This is a genomic window from Pseudomonas sp. PA-5-4B (assembly GCF_021606215.1).
In the GTDB taxonomy this organism is placed as follows: domain Bacteria; phylum Pseudomonadota; class Gammaproteobacteria; order Pseudomonadales; family Pseudomonadaceae; genus Aquipseudomonas; species Aquipseudomonas edaphica.
The window spans coordinates 74,620-94,424 of the sequence record NZ_WKDB01000021.1 but is presented as its reverse complement, the minus strand read 5'-3'; the positions used below and the strand labels follow the sequence as shown (position 1 = coordinate 94,424).

Below are 19,805 nucleotides of genomic sequence, written 5' to 3'. Positions count from 1 at the left end.
GGTTACGGTGTTTTCGTGGCGTATAGCGTTTTTCCGCTTTGGTGGGGGGGGCAAGTGGGCTGTTGTGGCAAGCCTGCTCGCCACAGTGGTGGGGTGTTTCAGTGGTGTAGGTGGTGTTTTCACCATGTTGATGGGTCTTCAAGGCTGGCTTTTTGGAGGTCGTCTTTCCACCACTCATTCGTCATCCTGTAGATGTCCTCGAAGAAACCTCTTGGATCCTCCATATCGCTCCATCCCCAAGGTAGAGAACAGTAAAAACCAGGAGCCTGGCTCAAAGCTTGCGAAAAATCATAAGTTTCGTCTTCAAGAGCATCGCCTAAAGTGTCGACCAGGAGTTTTCGATGCCGATAATTTAAGTCTGTACTTTTGTCTATAATGTACTTTTTGATTAGTTTTTCTCTGTCGCGTTTATGATTGATGTTGTAGGTTGAAAATATTTCGCCCAGTGTTTCTTCACGATCATAGATGTCGAAGGGGGAAAGGAAGTGTCGAAATTTTGGCTGGTAGGGCTTATTTAGAAAAGGGTGTTTTAGCATTGGTCGTCACTCACGGGGAATACGGTGTAGAGTTTTTTGGTTTCACGGTCGAATTTTGCAACGATGGTATTCATGTCATCATCATATACTGGGTTGGTCAGATCCTCTGGGTTAGGAATGTAGCCTTCTCCACAGCCTTGCAGTTCTATGCGGACGATGGGGTTTCCGTAGTAATCCTCTCCAGTGAAAGGCTCCAGTTTGCGGGCTGTTCTTGTGGTGACTTCATTCAGTGCTGCAAGTTGCATTTTGTGGCTTTTGAATTTAGTACTTAGTTGCATAGGTTGGTTTTGCCTTTGGGTTGGGTTTAGTGGGTGCCGTCTTGTATCGGTTTAGCTGAGAGCGCTTCGCTCATGTAGCTTTTAAGGCGTTCGAGCAGCACGGTCATAAAAGCTCTTTTGTCAAGTATTTCATCTTCGAAGTAGGTGTCAAATAAGTAAAAAACAGATTCGAAATCTTCATCTGTAGATAAAAAATGTTCAAGTGTATCTATATACCATTGTTGCTCATCTTCTCTGTAGGAGAAATATTCTGCTTTGGTCAATGCATCGAAAAGCTCCGCGAGCTCTTTAGGATTGTTAACGTCTTTCGATACTATGATTCCTTCTCTTTCTACATCTGTGGTGTTTTCTATGCAGTAAGTGAATAACAGGCCGCGTAGTATTGTGAGCTTTGGTTGTCGTTTCATTCTTAGAACTCCGTGAATGCAGTGATCGGTTTTCCATCACTATTGAAATACACTATGGCTTTCCTCTGTTTTCCGTATTCTAGACTATCTCTTTTATAACCCTCGCCTATAATCTTTCCCATGTCCATTGGAGCCTGTATGTCTGCTCTGCCGTTGAGTTTGAAAATTAGTATTGCACGATCGATTGCGTTTAATTGATCTCTATGGCTCAGAAAATGTGTAGCTGCGCTTGGAGGTCTAGGTTGTCCTGCGTTCCTTCCTCTGGTAAACGTTTCAATTTCCCCAGTGGTAGGGTTTCTAGCTGTAATCACTCGCTCAAGTTGAGATTCCAGGGACGTTTGAGCACCGTGTTTTTCCAAGAAGTGCGCCCCTGGGATTGACCTTTCCAGTTCTGATAAGCGCCGGTGAGCGTTGGCCTCTCCAAGCTCATTAATGCGTGCTTGTCGCTGTGCGCGTCCCAGTTGAGGTAAAGCGGGTTCTCCGTGTTCAACCCCTGCTATAGGATTCTGAGCAGAATTGTTTGGCTTGCACCCATCAGCCCCAGGACAAGTATTCAAGCCTAACGGATCTACCCACCCGGTAGGGTTAGGCACGTACCGGTACGCATTAATCCCACCCGCCAGCTTCACCGGATCCGGCGTCAGGTAGCGACCAATATCTGGATTGTAGTAGCGATGGCGGTTGTAGTGCAGCCCGCTTTCCGCATCGAAATATTGGCCCTGGAAGCGCAGCGGGTTATCGATTTTTCCGACGTCGAGGCGGGCGATTTCCCCGTAGGCGCGGTAGTGCGCGGACCAGACGATTTCGCCTTCGGGGTTTGTCAGTTCCTGCGGCGTGCCGAGGTGGTCGAGTTGGTAGTGAAAGGGCTTTGTTTCTTGTGGGCCAAAGCCTTCCAGCAGTACCAACGGGCGAAAACTATCTGGCTCGTAGATATAGCTGCGATGGCAGTCCGCGTGGTGTTCAGCTACCAGCTTGTCGCCTTGCCAGAAAAACTCCGTGGTTTTTCCGTCCACCGTTTTGCTGATCCGCCGTCCAAACGGGTCATAGCGATAGCTGGCGGTTTGCCCGTTGGGCTGTGTGATCCCTATCAACCGATGCTGGCAGTCGTAACGGTACTCGGTGACGAGCTGATGACCCTTGCCACGTCGCTGTCGGATCAGATTGCCGAAGGCGTCGTAGTCGTAGTGATGATCGCCCTGAATCATCAACCGGTTCCCCGCCACGATGTCCGGGCCGGGGCGGTCTTGCATCAGCAGGTTGCCGGCCGGGTCGTGGCCGAAGCGTTCCTGCACGTCTTGCGAGTGGTCGGCGCGGGTCAGGCGGGCGAGGGGGTCGTAGTGGTAGTGGTGTTCGCCTTTGCGGGTATCTAGCAGGCGGGTGAGGTTGCCGGTTTTGTCGTAGTCGTATTGGCGTTGGTATAGCGTGTGTTGCTGTTGGCTGACCGCGTGGGCGTGCAGGCGGTTTTGGTCGTCGTAGTGGTAGTGGCTGAGGAGTTGGCCTTGTTGGCGTTGGTGTTCGCGGCCGGTTTTGAACAGGTGCGAGGTGAGGGTTTTGCCGTTCAGTTCGACGGTGGAAAGGTGGCCGCCTTTGTCGTGGTTGAACACCAGCCGGTTATTGTCCGGGAGGCGCAGGTTTTTAAGTTGGCCGCAGGCATCATAGCCGTAACGCAAGGTGCCCCAGCCCTGGTGTTCGGCGGTGAGGCGGTTTTGTGGATCGTACTCGTAGGCCAGCGCCCAGTGGCCGTCGTCGACGCTGAGGAGGTTGCCTTGGCGGTCGTAGGCATAGTCGACAACATTGCCGTCTGGCAGGGTTTTTCTTACGAGGCGCCCGGCGTGGTCTCGCTTGTAACGGGTAACGAGCTGACTGCCGTCGTCGCCGTGTTCGGTTTTTTCCGCCAGATTGCCGTTGAGGTCATACACGTAAGCCGTGCGCTGGCCGTCAAAGCCGATTTCCTGCTGGATCAGGCCGTTGGGGTGGTAAGCGAGTCGGTAGGTTTCGCCCACCTCGTTTTCGATCGAGGTCAGCAGCAGGCGCGCATTGTCGTAGCGGTACTTGACGTGGGTGCCATCGGCGTTGATACGGCGGCTGATCAGGTGCAGGCCGTCGGCGTATTCGTAGCGTGTGACGTGGGTAAGTTCGTCGTGTTCGGCGGTGATTTTTCCGTAGGCGTTGTAGCTGTATTCGCGCGTTGCGCCGCCTGGCAATACGACACGAATCAACCGACCCACGCTGTCCCACTGATACTGAGTCAGCGCGCCCTGTTCATCCTCGCGGGCAACCTGTCGTCCGAGGTCGTCATAGCGATAACGCTTGATACCCCCATTAGGCAGCAGCTCCTCAAGCAACTGCCCCCGCTCATTCCAGACCAGCCGATGGCAACTGTTGTCGGGAAACCAAACCCCCGTCAGCTGCCCATATTTGTTGTAGCTGTAGTCCGTGATATTGCCGTCAGGATCCGTCTTGCGCGTGACGTCGCCCTGATCATTGCGCTCGTATTTCCAAACTGCCTCACCACGGCGCACAACGCGCACGAACCCGTTGTCATGCTCGTAGGACGTCGGCTCATCGTCCCCCGGAAACAACGCCACCAAGCGTCCGGCTTCGTCGTACTGATACGCCGTCACCGCCCCAAGCGGGTCCTGCTCTACGGTCAGCCGGCCTTTGTCGTCATAGGACTTGAAGTGTTCAGCGCCGTCCGGATCAATGCACTGCACCAGACGTGCGCGGTCATCGTGGACGTAAACTTCCCGGCTGCCATCAGCGTTATGCACCGTGACACGGCCGTCATCGCCCCAGGCATACCGCGTATCCATCTGCGAAAAGCTGGCCCAATGCCGTACACACCGAGCGGCCTTGCCAGCCCGTTCCCACTCCCAAAAAAAGCTCGCGCCACCGGCCAACCCACGTTCAAGAATGACGTGCTGCTCGTCGTAGCGATAAACCTCGCTTTCACCCACAGCATTGGTCGCAGAAACCAGTCGGCCAAGGTCGTCATAGGCGTAGGAAACAATGCTCTGCTCGGTCACCCACTCAAACGGCTCATGCCCTTTGGCCCGATGAATCTGATAGTCCACCGCCACAATGCGGCCAAATTCATAACGCAGAAACAGCGAGCGACCTACACCATTATCCAGCCGTTCAACCCGCCCCAAACGATCGCGGAAAACTCGCAGTCGGTTGTCATACGCATCGCTGATCGCGGTCAGCGTACCGTCGCGAAAGTGATAAAAACGCGACGCCTGGGCCAGCACCAGTTCATCGGGCAGGTCACCCAAATAGATCGCCGCTTCAGCCAAGCTATTGGTAATCGCCGGTCGAGCCGCGGAGGGCAGCACAAACTCGGTACGACGATTCTCATGATCCGTCCACACCACCGAATCACCGGAAACACAAAGCCGCTGCGCCAGCGAATGGCTCCAGCCAAACCCCAACCCGCCATCCACTTCCACCGCACTGGTGCGATACAGCCGTGTCCACTCAAACGGCAAGACCCCATCCAACGTGCCATCGGTGAGGGTCAGCAGTTCCTCGCCGGTGACCATCGACACCGGGCAGCCGTTGGTAACGGTTCTGTCGGCCGGAGCCGCCGCATCGCCATTAAGGTTCTTGCCCGAAGCAGGCACGTCATCAACGTGTTCTTTTTGCTTAACCACCGCGTTTTGCCGCGCCCGCCAGCGCATCTGCAGCGTGCCTTGCTTCAACCCGCCAACCACTCCGCGAACCGCCACCGCCTTGTAACGGTCCACCGCCTGCATGAATTTGGTCAGCATCCCGAGCAGGCTCCTGACAAAACCCACAGCGGCATCCAGCACCCGCGCGCCGTACTTGGCCAGCCGCAAGCCGAGATAAGCCACGCCCGCCGCCGGCAACGCGATGGTCAGTACTGCGCCGATCACCAGATCAATCAGCAGCGACACTACAAAGCCCGCCGCCGTCTCGGCTATCTCGCCGGGTGGCAGTGCGTCCAGCCAGAGCATCGCGGTGCGCAGCATCAGGTACAGCGCGGCCTCGTCGCTGGCCAATAACATGGCCTGTTCCAGGACCTTGGGCGCATCGGTGGCCAACTGCGCCAACCTGGCGGCCTCGGCGCCGAGTTGCTCAGTGAATTTCAGCGGGTCTTCAAGAATCGCCTGAACCAGCTTGATGCTGCCCCATACATCGCGGATTGCCGCCCAACTGCCCGCCAGCACGCCGCTGCCAATCGCGCTGGCGGTCGATTGTTGCCAGTACGGTTTGAAATCTTTCCACTGCTCGCGCAGCCAGTGCTCCAGGTCGGCCGTCAGCCCTGCGTAAGAGGCAAACAGCGCGTCCACTTGCTGCGCAGAAACGCCGCCCTGCACCCGCACCTGATAGCGCCCGCCAGCGGCGCAAAAATGCGAACCCTTGCCATGTTCATCGAGCATGACAAGCGTGGAACTGCCGTCATCCAGCCCGACAACCTCCACCGGGATATCGCCGATCGGCACGTCATACACTGATTCGAACAAGCTCTGGATTTTAAGCTCGCCGCCCGCCGGGCACAGGGCCACGGTGGAAAATCCCATGTCAGTAATACTCACGGACTGTTGCGCATCGCCAACCCGCAGCACACGGTCCATCCCCAACAGCGACGGCATGTCGGCAGCATGGCTGAGCGTATCCAACGCCCGCGCATACCAGGCGTCCATCTGCTGGCGATACTCCGCCAGGCTCCGATGAAAGCCGTTGAGCTCATGTTCGATAAAGGCGATGTGGGCGGCGTTGGTCATCCGTGACGTCTCGGCAAAAAATGGCAAGGCGTCGGAGTCTGCTGCAGGAAAAAGCCGCTGGGCGAATGGTTGGAAAAATCAGAATGGGATGACGCAGGACGGGTAAAAACCGCGAAAAACTATCCCGAAGGACTACGCAAAAAAGCGACCCGGCTCATTGCAATAAAGTCATGCAAATAAAAATTACTCTCATCCTTGCCCGATTTGGCGACATGGCCGTCATGGTTAATAGAACCTCCATTACGCAGGATTTCCCATGTCGCGCCTTGCTCGTCCCTTGCACCCACTGGCCCTGTCGGTGGCGATGGCTTTTGCCGCTGTGCCGTTGTTCGTCGTCCAGCCATTGTTTGCCGAAGAAACCGGCAGCGCGTTGCGCCGTTTTTCGGTTCCCGCGGGTGATTTGAGCCAATCCCTCAATCGTCTCGCCGAGCAGGCCGGGCTGGTACTGGCGTTTGATGCAGGCTTGACGCGCGGCAAGCACAGCAACGGTGTGAGCGGGCAATACGACACCGACGTGGCATTGGCGCAATTGCTCGCCGGCAGTGGCTTGCAGGCCATCAAGATCTCCGCCGACCGCTATCGCCTCGAAGCACTCCCGAACGATGGCGGCGCCATGCAGTTGCAGGCCACCACCATCAGCGGCGCCTACCAGAGCGAAAGCCCCACTGGGCCGGTGGCGGGTTATGTCGCCACCCGCAGCCTGTCGGGCACCAAGACCGATACCGCGCTGATCGAGACGCCGCAGTCGATTTCGGTGGTCACCAAGGACCAGATGCGTGCGCAAAACGCCGAAAGCCTCAACCAGATCCTGCGCTACAGCGCCGCCGTGGTGCCGGAGACCCGTGGGGCCACGGCTTCGCGCCTCGACCAACTGACTATCCGTGGCTTCGCCCCGGCAACCTACCTCGACGGCCTGCGTATGCCATCGAGCCGAGATGCCTTGCCGCAAAAAGACGCCTTCGACCTGGAGCGCGTCGAAGTGCTGCGCGGGCCGGCCTCGGTGCTGTACGGGCAGGGCACGCCAAGCGGGGTGATCAACATGGTCACCAAACGCCCGCTGGACACGCCGTTTCATGAAGTCGGCGTGGAATACGGCACCTTCAACAAGAAGCGCACTACCTTTGATTTAAGCGGCCCGATTGATGATCAGGGTGTGTATGCCTATCGCGTGGCGGGGTTGTTCGATGACGCAGATGGCCAGGTCGACCACACCGAAACCCGCCGCCAGTCGCTGTCCAGTGCCTTCACCTGGCGCCCGGACGATGCTACCTCGCTGACCTTGCTTGGGCATTTTCAGAAAGACCCGAAGGGCGCGTCCTACGGGTCGGTGCCAGCCTGGGGCTCGGTGCTGCGCAGCCCTACCGGACGCAAGATCGATGTGGACTTCTATGACGGTGAAAAGAGCTTCGAGAAAAGCGACCGCGAGCATTACTCCATCGGTTACGCCTTCGAACACCACTTTAACGATGTTTGGACGGTGCGCCAGAACGCCCGTTACCTGCGCGCCGAAGGCGTCTACCGTAGCATTTACAACAGCAACCTGATGGGCGATTACCGCACCTCCAAACGCTCCACCATCGCCGCCGATGTGGACATGGATGCTTACACTATCGATAACCAGGTGCAGGCCAAATTCGACACTGGTTCGTTGCAGCACACGCTGTTGATGGGGCTCGATTACCAGAACACCCGCACCGACACCAAGACCGGTTATGGCAGTGGCCCGAACCTGGATATCTTCGATCCGGTCTACGGCGCGCCGGTCACCACACCCGCGTTCATCACCGACGCGACCTCGCGCAGCGAGCAGACCGGTGTTTATCTGCAAGAGCAAATGAAGTGGGACCAATGGGTGTTGTTGCTGGGTGGTCGCTATGACTGGGCCAGCACCGACAGCACCACCAAAACCATCAGCTCCGGCACCAAGAGCAAGTCGTCGCTGGACAGCAAGGCGTTTACCGGACGGGTCGGCCTGGTTTACCTGTTCGATAACGGCCTGGCGCCGTACGCGAGCTACGCGGAGTCGTTCAACCCGCAATCGGGCACGGGTTACGGCGGTTCGGTGTTCAAGCCGACCGAAGGCAAACAGTATGAAATCGGCATCAAGTACCAGCCGCCAGGCAGCAACAGCTTCATTACGGCGGCGATTTTCGACTTGCGCCAATCCAACGTGCCGACCATGGATCCGGACCCGACGCACCTGTGCGGCAGTGGCCGCTGCCAGATCCAGGACGGCGAGCAACAGTCCCGTGGCTTTGAACTGGAAGGCAAGGCCAGCCTCAACGACAACCTGAACATTACCGCGGCTTACGCCTATCTGGACAACCGCGCGAGCAAATCCAACAGTACCGTTCGCTACGCGCCGATCAGCGATGTCGGCACTGGGCCGGCGATTGCCGTTGAGGGCACCACCACCTACGGCGTGCCACGCCATACGGCCTCGGCGTGGGCCGACTACACCTTCCACGACGGCCTGCTCAAGGGCTTCGGCGTGGGGGCCGGCGCGCGGTATGTGGGCTCGTCCTGGGGCGATACCGCCAACACCCTGAAGGTACCGGGCTACACCTTGATGGATGCGGCGCTGCACTACGACATCCCGAATATCGCCAACCCCAAAGACAACCTGCGCCTGGCGCTGAACGCGACCAACCTGGCAAACAAAGAATACGTGGCCTCGTGCTACTCCTATTCGTGGTGCTGGTATGGCTCGCAGCGCACCGTGCAGGCGAGTGCCACTTACCAGTGGTAATCGGCACCCTTTAGGGTGATCCGTTTTTTGTGGCGAGCGAGCTGTTGTGGCGAGCGAGCTTGCTCGCGCTGGGCTGCGCAGCAGCCCCAAAACCTGACACTTGGGTACACCTGAAGTACACGGTCATCCGGTCAAGGGGCCGCTGCGCGCCCCAGCGCGAGCAAGCTCGCTCGCCACAGTCGCTCGCCACAGGGTTTGCCAACATTTATTAGGTAAATGTTTACCCAGGAAGGCAATTTAATGGCCCCTTTGTAACAAAATCCCCGCCAAAATCACTTTTATTTTCAGGTGGTTAGATGGGGATGCAAATGCGCACTGTTGGAATGATGCTGATCGCCTGTTCCCTGGCTGGCGGCGCGGCGAGCGTGCAGGCCCGAGAGTTGCGCGAGGGTGACAAGTACATGTGCAGTTGGGGCGCAGGCACCGCCGCCAGGGCACAGGAACTCAAGCTGTCGGGTGTGTCGCTGTATGCCGCGCGGCAGAAGATCCAGACCATCAAGTTCAGCAAATCGTGGATGCGCATGATGGCCATGGGCATCACCGAGCAGACCTACGACAGCCGCTCACGGCTCAAGCCCGAAGTCATCCGCCAGAGTTTTTACCAGGACTGCCTGCGCTACAAAGTGGCGCGTAAATGATCCAGGACTGTTTTGCACCGGTCAGTGCAAAATCTGCGTAAGCCTGTCCAACTTTGCCTCGGCGCTGCTGGCCATACTGGCGCCAGGTAAACCAAGAGGCACAGGCCATGACTGATTACGTACTCCCCCCCGCGCCAACCCCATCCCTGGCCGTACAGGGCAGCGATGCAAGTTTCCCGCTGCGCCGCGTGTTCTGCGTGGGCCGCAACTACAGTGAACACGCCCGTGAAATGGGGCATGACCCGGATCGCGAACCGCCATTTTTCTTCATGAAACCGGCGGACGCGGTGGTGCCGGCCGAAGGCGTGATCGCTTATCCGCCACTGACCGCCGACCTGCACCATGAGGTGGAGCTGGTGGTGGCCATCGGCAAGGGTGGGGTGGATATCAGCCCTGAAGCCGCTTTGTCTCACGTATGGGGATATGGCGTCGGTATCGACTTGACCCGTCGCGACCTGCAGGCCGAGGCGAAAAAGCTCGCGCGTCCGTGGGATTGGGGCAAGTCGTTCGATGAATCGGCGCCCAGCACCGCCTTGCAACCTGCGAGCGTTATCGGGCACCCTGCCAGCGGCAAGATCTGGCTCAAGGTCAATGGTCAGCAGCGCCAGGTCGGCGACTTGGCTGACCTGATCTGGTCGGTGAGTGAAATCATCAGCTACGCCTCAAAATCCGTAGCACTCAAGGCCGGTGACCTGATCTTTACCGGCACCCCGGCAGGCGTCGGCGCGTTGCAGCGTGGGGATGCGGTTACCGCTGGCATCGAGGGCATCGGCGAGTTGAGTTTCACCCTCAGCCAGGGTTGAGGCTAAAGTGGTGCCCAGGCCATTCGAGAGACTGTTATGCCAGGCACCCGCGTCACCACCTATGGCATGGAACAACGCAGCGACCGCCCCGACTTCTATATCCGCGACAAGCGCGGGCGGGCGGCGCTGACCAGCCCGCATCGGCATGAATACTTCCAGATCCAGATCAACCTGGGCGGCGACACTGTGCAACATATCGGCGGCGCGGTGCGTCCGTTCCCGCACAAAGCCATGGCGTTTATCCTGCCCCATCGCCTGCATGTGATTCCCCACCCGCAAGACGGCGAGTTCATGCTGATCAACTTCAGCCAGGCGTTCTTCCTGCCGCAGTTGACCTGCGACCCGCTGGACCTGGAAGACATCCCCATCAGCCAGGCGCCGGAGCTGTCACCGTTCCGTTTTCAGGAGCACCTGGACTTCATTCTTGATGACGCCGACTTTGAACAAGTGCACATCTGGCTCGGCCATATGCGCACCCTGGACGCCCAGCGCACTTTCGGCGCGCGTGAGCGCTTGAAGGGCTACTTGTTCCAACTGATCGGCCTGGTTTGCCAGCAGTACGCCGAACCCTTGCAGGCGTTTGCCGCCAATAACACCACCCGACGCGGACGCAAAGACGCCTTGGCACGGGTGCACGGCTATATCCGCGAGCATCTGCACGAGCCGGGCCTCAATCTTACTGACGCTGCGGCCGCTGCGTTCCTGTCACCCAACTACCTCACCCATTTGCTGCGCAAAGAAACCGGCAAACCCTTTTCTCAGTGGGTGCTCGACCGCCGAATGCAATTGGCGCGCACCTTATTGCTCAACACTGCGCAATTGATAGGTACAGTTGCCCTACGTTGCGGGTTTACCGACGAGGCGTACTTTTCCCGCTGCTTTCGCAAGGCCCATGGCCTGGCGCCAGGGCAGTTTCGGCGTCAACAACAGGCAAAACCCCTGTAGTCGAGCGCCTTCTCTTACAAATCCACGACAATCTGTGTGTTTCTATTTACATACAATTGCGTGCATCCACGGAGGAGGCATCTATGCAAAACCCTATCCGGCTGGCGACGCTGGCGGATATCGACACGTTGTTCGCCATTCGCACGGCCGTGGTGCAGAACCACTTGAGCCGTGAGCAGATGGCGGATCTGGGCATTACGCCACAGGTGCTGGCGGACAGCATCCGTGAAGCGCCGTGCGTGTGGCTGGCAGAAGTGGAGGGCCAGCCGGCGGCTTTTTCAATGGTCAACTTTGACAGCGGCGAGGTATTTGCGATGTTCGTATTGCCCGCCTACGAAGGCCGGGGTTTGGGCCGTCAACTGATGGCGGTGGCTGAAGCCGCACTGTTTGAGCACCACCCGACGCTGTACCTGATCACCGACGGGCGCGGTGAAATCCGCGCCAACGGGTTTTACCAACGGCTGGGCTGGACGCAGGTGGGCCGGGTCGAGGGCGATGATGTGCGGTATGAAAAGAGCAGGGCATCTTAAATCATGAACCCGGCAGAACCCCCGTCCACCAACGGCCTTCGCTATGCGACGATCGGGGTTGCGTGCGTCGCGGTGCTGCTCGGCATCTTGTTTATGCGCTTCAATGCTCAGGTTGACCTGGAACGGGAAGAGGCCGCCGAACGCTTGGCGCTGTGCCAACATCTTGAAAGTGTGGCCCGTGCCACTTCGACTACCAGCCTGGAATCGCTTGAGGCCTGTAAGCAACTCAGAAAGCGTTACAGCGAGAGTGCCGCGCCGTGATAAGCAATAACCCTATTTGAACAATGGATATATAGCCACGAAGTGATAAGGGCTATATCGGTTTATTGCACCAAAAAGTGGCACTTGTTGACTTGGCTACCTTAAAAATCATGTGGTTATTGAATGACTTACGCGGCTTTTAATCCGACGAAAGGAATAAAATAATCTTGTTGCAGGTTTTGACAATCGTTACTATAGCCGGGCGTTCACCTCCCACGGTTTATGCATTTTTAAATCCCAAGTTTCCATCAGCTACTTGGGATTTTTTTTGCCTGGAGTTTGACCTCGGCATCACACTTCACTATCAGCGAACTCTGCACGCATGCGTCCATTGCGTTTGGCCTGATACAGCAACTTGTCGACCGACTCGACGAACGCCAGCAGGTCGCTGTTGGGCGTCACGGTATGCGTGCCCACCCCCAGGCTCAGGCTCAGCAACTTGGAAACCGGCGAAACGGCGTGTTCGATCTGCTGCTGGCAAATCAAGTGCAGGCAGCGCTGCGCCACTTGCCTGGCTGAGGCTGCGTCGGTTTCGGGCAGCAACCACACAAATTCCTCGCCGCCGATACGCGCAATAAAATCCCGTGGCCGGTTGGCCGCCTGCGACAAAGTGCGGGCCACCTGGCGCAAGGCTTCATCGCCCTTGATATGGCCGTAGTGGTCGTTGTACTGCTTGAAAAAGTCTATATCCAGAATAATCAACGACAGCGGCAATTGGCTGCGCAGGGCACTGGCCCATTCGCGTTCGAGCACGGTGTCGAACATGCGGCGGTTGGCGATGCCGGTGAGGCCGTCCTGGAAGGAGTATTCCTCCAGTTGTTTTTGCAGGCGGATCAAGTGCTCTTCGGTCTTCTTGCGCTCGCTGATATCGAACATAAAGCCGATCAAGGCTTCGACTTCGCCGTCCTTGCGCACCACATGCACCACATCGCGGATCCACACATACTCGCCGTTGGCCGTCAGTGCGCGGTAGTCGGCTTCGTGGTCCACGCCGGCACGCGATTGCGACACGCAAAAGTTCACCACGTATTCACGGTCGTCCGGGTGCATGCGTTCGACCCAATCATCCACGCTCACCCAGCTTTGCGGGCTCCAGCCCAGCAGCGTTTCGATCTGCGGGCCGATGTAGCTGAAGGTCATGCTCTGCCAGTCGATGCGCCAAGGGATGGCCTTGGTCGACTCCAGCAGGGTTTTGTACACGTCGCTGTCGGGCTGGCTCGGGGGAACGATGCTCATGGCGGGCGGCTCAGGGTGATGGCGAAAAGCCAAGAGCGTCTTTTGATACAGGTTGTGAGTCAAGCCCTTGCCAAAGCAGCAGACGAGAGGTCGTGTGTTGGGTTTCTGGCGCCAGTGCACCAGCGTTTACAGGGCGAAATGTGGCACAGCTATCACTTTTGAATTAATTGTTCAGTAGCAGGCAAAACCTTATCTATGCTGGTTGCATCACACCCACAGGGTCGAACCCAGGGATGGGGGCTCAGCATGATTGCGCTCGACGAACTCAATAAGATCATGGCCGCGGGCTTCCTGCCGCTGGCCTGTGATTGCAGCCTCAACAGCGACGGCTCGCTGCGCATCAGGGTGTTCGAGCCAGCGTCGGGTCGCGTCGATCTGCTGTTGACCCGGGTCTCGCCCCAAGGCCTGGACAGCATCCGTTCCATCTCAAACCTTATTGGCGAACTGCGCACCGAGATCAAGGCCGGGCGGCGTGGTTTTGCGGCAGTCGGTTAACTGTTGACGCTGCTGGTGGGGGCGGTGTCAGCGCCATAGTAGCGCCAGCAGCAATGCCGATGTTCCGGCAGGATTACGCAGCCGCTGAGGCTGACGATCAACAGGGCGGCAACCAGCATAGAGAGTCGACGGGGCATGATATTTCCTCATTGTGTGTTTTGCGTTACCTGTTGAACGCCACCACCTGCACAAATCCGTCGCGATGCTTTCAAACATTTCATCCAGCGTTTTCTTCCCTTGAGCAATACTCCCATCGTCGAGAAACAATTCACCGTTCTCGCGACGGATTTTCCTGTGCCCAGCGTTCAACCCATCAGATGCGAACATTTTCGTCCGCCGTATGAAGGAGTTGCCATGAACCCTCTGGCCAAATTGCGCTATGCCTTGTTGGTCCCGCTGGCCTTCGCCGCGCTTGTCAGCACCCCGACCTTTGCCCAGACCGAAGTGATCATTCGCCAGGCCCCACCGGCCGAACGCGTTGAAGTGATCCCGGCTGAGCGCCCGGGCTTTGTCTGGGACCGTGGCCACTGGCAATGGGAACGTGGCGCGTATGCCTGGGTGCCGGGCCACTGGCAGGAAGTAGTGCGTAACGCACGCTGGGAGCCTGGGCACTGGGAATCCCGTGGCCCCAACTGGTACTGGCGCAAAGGGCACTGGATTCGCTGAAACCTCTTAGCCCCCGGACCGAGTATTACCTGATTGAAAGACACTGATCCGGACGTTGAGCTACTGGCACGTATCGGCAACAACGAACCTGCGGCCGTCAACGAAATGGTGACGCGCAAGCTGCCGCGCCTGCTTGCGCTTGCCGGGCGGCTGCTGGGGGATGCCGACGAAGCCAAGGACGTGGCCCAGGAAAGCTTCCTGCGCATCTGGCGCCAGGCGGCCAACTGGCGCCCCGGCGAAGCGCGTTTTGACACTTGGCTGCACCGCGTGGCGCTCAACCTGTGCCATGACCGCTTGCGCCGGCGCAAGGAACGCCCGTTGAACGAGGATGAAGCGCTGGAACTGGCAGACAGCGCACCCTCGCCAGATGAACAGTTGGAAACGGCGGACCGCAGTGCAAGGATGGCCGCCGCCCTGGCGGCCTTGCCCGAGCGCCAGCGTGAAGCCATTGTGCTGCAGTACTACCAGGAGCTGTCGAACATCGACGCCGCGGCCCTGATGAACATCAGCGTCGAGGCACTGGAGAGCCTGCTGTCGCGGGCCCGACGCCAGTTGCGCAGCCAACTTGCCGACACACCCGGGCTCGCCCGCCCAGGAAGGGGAAAACCATGACACCTGAACGCTTTGCGCACTTGGCTGACGCCTACGGCGCCAGCCTGCATCGCTGGCCCAGCGCCGAACAAGCCGCCGCCCAGGCACTGCTCGACAGCGGCAACCCACGCGCGCGCGAGGCGTTGCGCGAGGTCGGTTGGCTCGACGCCCAGTTGGACAGCCATCAGTTGGTGTTCAACGAACCGGCGCTTGCACGACAGATTCGCGAGTCTGCACCGCGACGGCCGTCGTTCTGGGCACGCTATGCCAACTGGCTGTCGCCTGCCGGGTTGGTGGGCGTGGGCATTGCCGGCATCGCCGCCGGGGTACTGGTGGCGTCACTGAGTGTGCCGTTGCCGATGCTGTCATCCGACGTGCTGCCCAGCGTCTTCGATCAGGGCGACGCCGATGTCGTCTTCACCGTCAACGCCGAGGAAACCGAGCAATGACCCCAACTTCCCTTAAACCCTGGCTGGTTTTCTCGGTATTACTCAATGTGTTTTTGATCGGTGGCGTGGGCGGCGGCCTCTATCACTGGATGGCTACCGCCAAGCCCGCAGAAGCGGTGGTCAACCAGAACGGTCTGCGCCAGGCGATGATCAAGTTGCCGATGGAGCGGCGCAAGGAATTGCGCCAGTTGTTGCGCCACAACCGCGCCGACAGCCAGCCGCTGATCATGGCCGGTCGCGAAGCACGCCTGGGGGTGATCAAGCAGCTCGAAGCGCCGACGCTGGATCGCGATGCGCTGGTCACTGAACTGGCCAAGGCCCGCGAGGCAGATGCGGCGCTCCGGGCATTGGTGGACGCGACGCTGGCGCAGTTTGCGAGCAATTTGCCCCAGGATGAACGGCAAAAACTGGTCGAGGCGCTGTACCAGCGTGGGCAGGCCAAAAACCGCGAGAAACTGCCGCAGGTGGCGGGGACTAGACCGCGTTCCTGAGCGGTTGCTCACATCCAGCTGATGCAATGCGATCCAAGTGTGGGAGCTGGCTTGTCGGGTCGCCGCATCGCTGCCTGCGTATCGAGCGCGCCGACGGAGTATTGCCACGAGCGTGTTGGCCTTGCGTCTCGACTCGCTGCAAGCGCTTGGGTACCTTGAGCACGGCGGCGTGTTGCCGTTTGTGATCCGTTAGACTGTGCAACGGACCCGTCAAGGAGCGCTCGATGATTGACCCGCAAGTACTGCAACAGTTGGCCCCGGATGGCGTACTGCGCGCCGCTATTAACCTTGGTAACCCGGTGCTGGCGCAGCGCGGCGCCGACGGCGAGCCGCAGGGTGTGTCGGTGGCACTCGCACGCGCGCTGGCCGAGGAGCTGGGCGCCAGCCTGGAGCTGATCACCTTTGACGCCGCCGGCAAGGTCTTTGCCGCCTTGGCCGAAGACGTGTGGCGCGTGGCGTTCCTAGCGATCGAGCCGGTGCGTGAGCAGCAAATCGCCTTCAGCGCACCGTATGTGGCGATCAAGGGCACGTACCTGGTGGCGGCTGATTCGGCGCTGACCCAGGTGGCGCAACTGGATGCGCCGGGCAAGCGTATCGCCGTGGGACAGGGCGCGGCCTACGACCTGTACCTGAGCCGAACCGTGCAGCACGCCGAACTGGTGCGTGCGCCCACTTCTGCGGCGGCGGTGGACTGGTTTATCGAGCAAGGCCTGGATGCGGCGGCGGGGGTGCGGGATTTTCTGCAAACCCGTGTGTCTGCGCACTGGCGCCTGCTTGACGATAACTTCATGACCATTCACCAGGCCATGGCCGTTCCAGTGGCGCATGCAGCCGCTGCTGCGTTCGTCAAATCCTTTGTCGAACGGCAGAAAGCCAAGGGTGGAGTCAAGCGCGGTTTGCTGGACAGTGGGCAGAGTGCGGACTTACAGGCGTCGTAGGAACGACTTGACGATGTGGCGGGTGGCGTCGGTGGTGTCCAGTTCGTCCATGGCGCCGTAAGCGTGCCACCGGCAGTCAATGATCTCGTTGCAAGGGCGCGCCTCGCTGATGTTCACCACCGAGGCCTCGAACACGTGGTGCACGGTGTCGCGGGCCTTCAGCTCCTGCAAGTACAACAAACCATCCACATTCAACCCGGTTTCTTCTTCCAGCTCGCGTGCGGCGGCGCCGACCGGGCGCTCGTCACGCTCGACCTTGCCGCCCGGCAAGGCCCATTTCGAGCGGGCCTTGCGCACGAAGAGGATATGCCCCTGGTGTTCACAAATTACGGTTGCACGGATTTTCAATGTCTACACCTGCCTGGCCCAATGGCTGTCATGAAAGTGTAATGCAATTGTCATGCTGATTCAGGCTGGCATGCACCAGCGGTGATGTGGATACTGCCCCCTTGATGAAAACGGACGAGGACAACTGATGAATACCGTACGTTGGGGCATGATTGGCTGTGGCAGCGTCACTGAACTCAAGAGTGGACCCGCCTTCTACAAAGCGCCAGGTTCGGCGCTGGTGGCCGTGATGGGGCGCCGTGAAGAAGCCGTGCGTGATTATGCGGCACGCCACGGCATTGCCCGTTTCTATACCGACGCCCAGGCCTTGATCGACGACCCCGAAGTGGACGCGGTGTACATCGCCACACCGCCCGACAGCCACCTCGAATACAGCCTGATGGTGGCGGCAGCCGGCAAGCATTGCTGCGTCGAAAAGCCCATGTCGTTGAATGCCGAGCAGAGCGCCTTGATGCAGCGCACCTTCGAGCGGGCCGGGCTGCACTTGTTTGTCTCTTACTACCGCCGTTCGTTGCCGCGCTTTCAACAAGTACGCGACTGGCTGCAGGCAGGGCGCATTGGCGAGTTGCGCCACGTGACCTGGAGCCTGTGCAAGCCACCGGCCGCCGCCGATGCCAGCGCTGCCAACTGGCGCACCGACCCGACTATTGCCGGCGGCGGCTACTTTGCCGACCTGGCGAGCCATGGGTTTGATTTGTTCCAGTACCTGGCCGGCGATATCGTCGAGGTCACCGGGTTTACCGCGCGCCAGGCCGGCAATTATGTGGCTGAAGATGCGGTAACGGCTTGCTGGACTTTCGCGAATGGCGCGCTGGGCATGGGTTGCTGGAACTTTGTCGCAGACCGGCGCGAAGACCGCGTGGAGCTGATCGGCAGCCGCGGCCGCATCACCTTTGCCGTGTTTGAAGACCAGCCGTTACGCCTGGAAGGTGAGGTGAATGAGGTGCTGGAAATACCCTGCCATGCACATATCCAGTGGCATCACGTACTGGCCATGAATGCGCATATTTGTGGCGAAGCCGAACATCCGTCACTGGCGATCGAGGCGCTGAAGACCGACCGGATCCTCGATAAGGTGTTACTCCGTAACCCTAATTTGCCGGGTTAATCGGGATATACCTGTTTTTTCTCTCAGGAATAGGCAAATGAAATATTGGATGCTGTTGTGGCTGTTACTGGCCACCAATGTGCTGGCGGCCCCACGTAGCCAAGGGACGCCTGGGGAGTTTGATTTTTATGTGTTGTCGCTGTCATGGTCGCCGACGTTCTGCCTGACGCACCCTGGCAACGAGCAATGCACGGGCAAAGGCTACGGGTTTGTGTTGCACGGGCTTTGGCCGCAGTACGCCAAGGGCGGCTGGCCCGCGTCGTGCGATACGCAATCGCGGTTGTCGGCGGCGGACCTGGCCAAAGGTGCGCTGATCTTCCCCACGCAGGCGTTGCTCAAGCACGAGTGGGCCAAACACGGCACCTGCAGCGGGCTGGACGCTTCGCGTTACCTGGAGGCCACCGATACGGCCTTGGCCAACGTGCAGATTCCGCAGCAGTTGCAGCCGTTCAATGTGCCCAATTACATGGATGCACAAGCGATCGAGAGCCTGTTCCGCCAGAGCAACCCGGCCATGGGCAACCATGGCATGGCGGTCATTTGCAAAGGCAAGGTGCTGTCTGAAGTACGCGTGTGCCTGAGCAAAGAGCTGCGTTTTGCCGGCTGCCCCCGCAGTGTTAAGAGCCAATGCAGGGGCGGTGATATCCGCATTCCGGTTCAGCGTTGATCAACTGTCGGGGTGCAAGGCGATGGCGCCAACCGCCGTTGCACTCGACGCGCCGGCGCGATCCGCCAGGTAACGCGCCGGCGGCTGGCCCACGGCTTTACGGAACATGGTGATAAAGCCGCTGGCGTTCTCGTAACCCAGGTCCAGCGCTACCCGTTGCACGCTTTCACCCTTGGCCAGGCGTTGCAGTGACAGAATCACATGTAACTGCCGGCGCCAGCGGCCGAAACTCAAACCCAGCTCCTCCAGCAGCAGGCGCGTCATGCTGCGCTCGCTCATGCCGATGCGCTGTGCCCATTGTTCGAGCGTGGACTTGTCGCTGGGGTCTGCCAGCAAACTGTCGGCAAGGCGCCGCAGTCGCAGGTCCTGGGGCATGGGCAGGTGCAAGTCTTCAATGGGGGCTTGGGCCAGTTCGTCCAACAGTGTGTTGATCAAGCGTCCCTGCGCACCGTTTTCCTCGTACAAGTGCGGAAAACTCACCGCCTTGCTGATCAACTCATGCAACAGCCCGGACACGGCTAACGTGCAGCCTTGGGTGGGCAGAGCGCCGGCGGCGTCCGGGTCGATCAGCAGGCAATACACCTCAGCCTCCCCGGCACCCCGCGCGGCATGGGCCAGGCCGCCGGGAATCCAGAGTGCGCACTGGGGCGGCACGATCCAGATGCCGGCCTCGATCTGGCAATGAATCACCCCGCGCAGGGTGTACATCAACTGGCCTTTGCGGTGCGAGTGCGGCGTATGTTCCCAACGCTCGGACGTGCTGGTGGCGCCCACGGCGACCACTGCGCGCGGGATCAGGTCGGCGTCCCTGGACCTGGACAGGTCGCGTTCTTCAAGGCGGTGGCGTTGCATGGCGGATTCGCTATTTGGCCGAACTGCGAAATATTCTGGCTATTCTGTGCAATGCCGTCCAGTCGCAAG

General features: G+C 59.1%; 22 protein-coding genes. 14 read left to right on the top strand and 8 right to left on the bottom strand.

Annotated features, from left to right (window positions below; translation table 11 throughout):
- Positions 1 to 119 precede the first annotated feature (119 nt).
- From GIW28_RS12920 to GIW28_RS12905, 4 genes are read right to left on the bottom strand one after another with little or no spacing between them, the layout of a single operon-like run.
- Entirely contained in the window at positions 120 to 536 is a 417-nt protein-coding gene (locus GIW28_RS12920; RefSeq protein WP_236448234.1) for a hypothetical protein, read from the bottom strand.
- Positions 530 to 814, bottom strand: coding sequence for a hypothetical protein (locus tag GIW28_RS12915; protein ID WP_017137775.1), 285 nt, complete (start codon positions 812 to 814; stop codon positions 530 to 532). The genes GIW28_RS12920 and GIW28_RS12915 overlap by 7 nt, the downstream gene beginning before the upstream one ends.
- Positions 815 to 840: 26 nt before the next feature.
- Complete coding sequence (locus GIW28_RS12910; RefSeq protein WP_017137776.1) at positions 841 to 1,221, bottom strand: hypothetical protein; 381 nt, start codon at positions 1,219 to 1,221, stop codon at positions 841 to 843.
- Positions 1,222 to 1,223: 2 nt separating this feature from the next.
- Positions 1,224 to 5,969 (bottom strand): RHS repeat-associated core domain-containing protein, encoded by a 4,746-nt coding sequence (locus tag GIW28_RS12905; RefSeq protein WP_236490395.1) that lies wholly within the window; start codon positions 5,967 to 5,969, stop codon positions 1,224 to 1,226.
- 256 nt (positions 5,970 to 6,225) lie between these two features.
- Between GIW28_RS12905 and GIW28_RS12900 the strand changes: the two genes are divergently transcribed.
- The 6 genes from GIW28_RS12900 (at position 6,226) to GIW28_RS12875 (ending at position 11,895) form a co-directional block, all read left to right on the top strand.
- On the top strand, positions 6,226 to 8,718 hold the full coding sequence (locus GIW28_RS12900; protein ID WP_169987735.1) for a TonB-dependent siderophore receptor: 2,493 nt from the start codon (positions 6,226 to 6,228) through the stop codon (positions 8,716 to 8,718).
- A gap of 308 nt (positions 8,719 to 9,026) precedes the next feature.
- Entirely contained in the window at positions 9,027 to 9,356 is a 330-nt protein-coding gene (locus GIW28_RS12895) for a hypothetical protein (protein ID WP_138815846.1), read from the top strand.
- Between the two features lie 107 nt (positions 9,357 to 9,463).
- Entirely contained in the window at positions 9,464 to 10,159 is a 696-nt protein-coding gene (locus GIW28_RS12890; protein ID WP_236447074.1) for a fumarylacetoacetate hydrolase family protein, read from the top strand.
- Positions 10,160 to 10,195: 36 nt separating this feature from the next.
- Positions 10,196 to 11,104, top strand: coding sequence for a helix-turn-helix transcriptional regulator (locus tag GIW28_RS12885; RefSeq protein WP_099547784.1), 909 nt, complete (start codon positions 10,196 to 10,198; stop codon positions 11,102 to 11,104).
- Between the two features lie 83 nt (positions 11,105 to 11,187).
- A complete protein-coding gene (locus GIW28_RS12880; protein ID WP_236447075.1) occupies positions 11,188 to 11,634 on the top strand; it encodes a GNAT family N-acetyltransferase in 447 nt (148 codons plus the stop codon).
- Between the two features lie 3 nt (positions 11,635 to 11,637).
- Positions 11,638 to 11,895, top strand: coding sequence for a hypothetical protein (locus GIW28_RS12875; RefSeq protein ID WP_169987739.1), 258 nt, complete (start codon positions 11,638 to 11,640; stop codon positions 11,893 to 11,895).
- A 291-nt stretch (positions 11,896 to 12,186) separates the two neighbouring features.
- Here the strand turns inward: GIW28_RS12875 and GIW28_RS12870 are convergent, their stop codons facing one another.
- A complete protein-coding gene (locus GIW28_RS12870) occupies positions 12,187 to 13,131 on the bottom strand; it encodes a sensor domain-containing diguanylate cyclase (protein WP_017136884.1) in 945 nt (314 codons plus the stop codon).
- Positions 13,132 to 13,377: 246 nt separating this feature from the next.
- Between GIW28_RS12870 and GIW28_RS12865 the strand changes: the two genes are divergently transcribed.
- Complete coding sequence (locus GIW28_RS12865) at positions 13,378 to 13,626, top strand: DUF1652 domain-containing protein (RefSeq protein WP_017136883.1); 249 nt, start codon at positions 13,378 to 13,380, stop codon at positions 13,624 to 13,626.
- Here GIW28_RS12865 and GIW28_RS12860 read toward each other — a convergent pair.
- Positions 13,623 to 13,763, bottom strand: a complete 141-nt coding sequence (locus GIW28_RS12860) for a hypothetical protein (RefSeq protein WP_017136882.1) — start codon at positions 13,761 to 13,763, stop codon at positions 13,623 to 13,625. The genes GIW28_RS12865 and GIW28_RS12860 overlap by 4 nt on opposite strands.
- Before the next feature lie 217 nt (positions 13,764 to 13,980).
- Here GIW28_RS12860 and GIW28_RS12855 point away from each other — a divergent pair, with 217 nt between their 5' ends.
- From GIW28_RS12855 to GIW28_RS12835, 5 genes are all read left to right on the top strand, one after another.
- Positions 13,981 to 14,292 (top strand): YXWGXW repeat-containing protein, encoded by a 312-nt coding sequence (locus GIW28_RS12855; RefSeq protein ID WP_017136881.1) that lies wholly within the window; start codon positions 13,981 to 13,983, stop codon positions 14,290 to 14,292.
- 33 nt (positions 14,293 to 14,325) lie between these two features.
- Complete coding sequence (locus tag GIW28_RS12850; RefSeq protein ID WP_017136880.1) at positions 14,326 to 14,904, top strand: RNA polymerase sigma factor; 579 nt, start codon at positions 14,326 to 14,328, stop codon at positions 14,902 to 14,904.
- On the top strand, positions 14,901 to 15,332 hold the full coding sequence (locus GIW28_RS12845; RefSeq protein WP_099547787.1) for a hypothetical protein: 432 nt from the start codon (positions 14,901 to 14,903) through the stop codon (positions 15,330 to 15,332). The genes GIW28_RS12850 and GIW28_RS12845 overlap by 4 nt, the downstream gene beginning before the upstream one ends.
- On the top strand, positions 15,329 to 15,823 hold the full coding sequence (locus GIW28_RS12840) for a periplasmic heavy metal sensor (RefSeq protein WP_236459093.1): 495 nt from the start codon (positions 15,329 to 15,331) through the stop codon (positions 15,821 to 15,823). The genes GIW28_RS12845 and GIW28_RS12840 overlap by 4 nt, the downstream gene beginning before the upstream one ends.
- 224 nt (positions 15,824 to 16,047) lie before the next feature.
- Complete coding sequence (locus GIW28_RS12835; protein WP_017136877.1) at positions 16,048 to 16,761, top strand: transporter substrate-binding domain-containing protein; 714 nt, start codon at positions 16,048 to 16,050, stop codon at positions 16,759 to 16,761.
- On the opposite strand, the gene GIW28_RS12830 is transcribed toward GIW28_RS12835, so the two are convergent.
- On the bottom strand, positions 16,747 to 17,109 hold the full coding sequence (locus tag GIW28_RS12830) for an NUDIX hydrolase (protein WP_017136876.1): 363 nt from the start codon (positions 17,107 to 17,109) through the stop codon (positions 16,747 to 16,749). The two genes, GIW28_RS12835 and GIW28_RS12830, sit on opposite strands and share 15 nt — an antisense overlap.
- A 127-nt stretch (positions 17,110 to 17,236) precedes the next feature.
- On the opposite strand from GIW28_RS12830, the gene GIW28_RS12825 reads away from it, so the two are divergent.
- Positions 17,237 to 18,217: a Gfo/Idh/MocA family protein gene (locus GIW28_RS12825; protein WP_169987743.1), complete on the top strand. Its 981-nt coding sequence runs from the start codon at positions 17,237 to 17,239 to the stop codon at positions 18,215 to 18,217.
- A 37-nt stretch (positions 18,218 to 18,254) separates the two neighbouring features.
- Entirely contained in the window at positions 18,255 to 18,884 is a 630-nt protein-coding gene (locus tag GIW28_RS12820; protein ID WP_099547790.1) for a ribonuclease T2 family protein, read from the top strand.
- Here GIW28_RS12820 and GIW28_RS12815 read toward each other — a convergent pair whose 3' ends face one another.
- The gene (locus GIW28_RS12815) at positions 18,885 to 19,736 is read right to left on the bottom strand and encodes an AraC family transcriptional regulator (RefSeq protein ID WP_017136874.1); all 852 of its coding nucleotides are present in this window, start codon (positions 19,734 to 19,736) and stop codon (positions 18,885 to 18,887) included.
- Positions 19,737 to 19,805 lie beyond the last annotated feature (69 nt).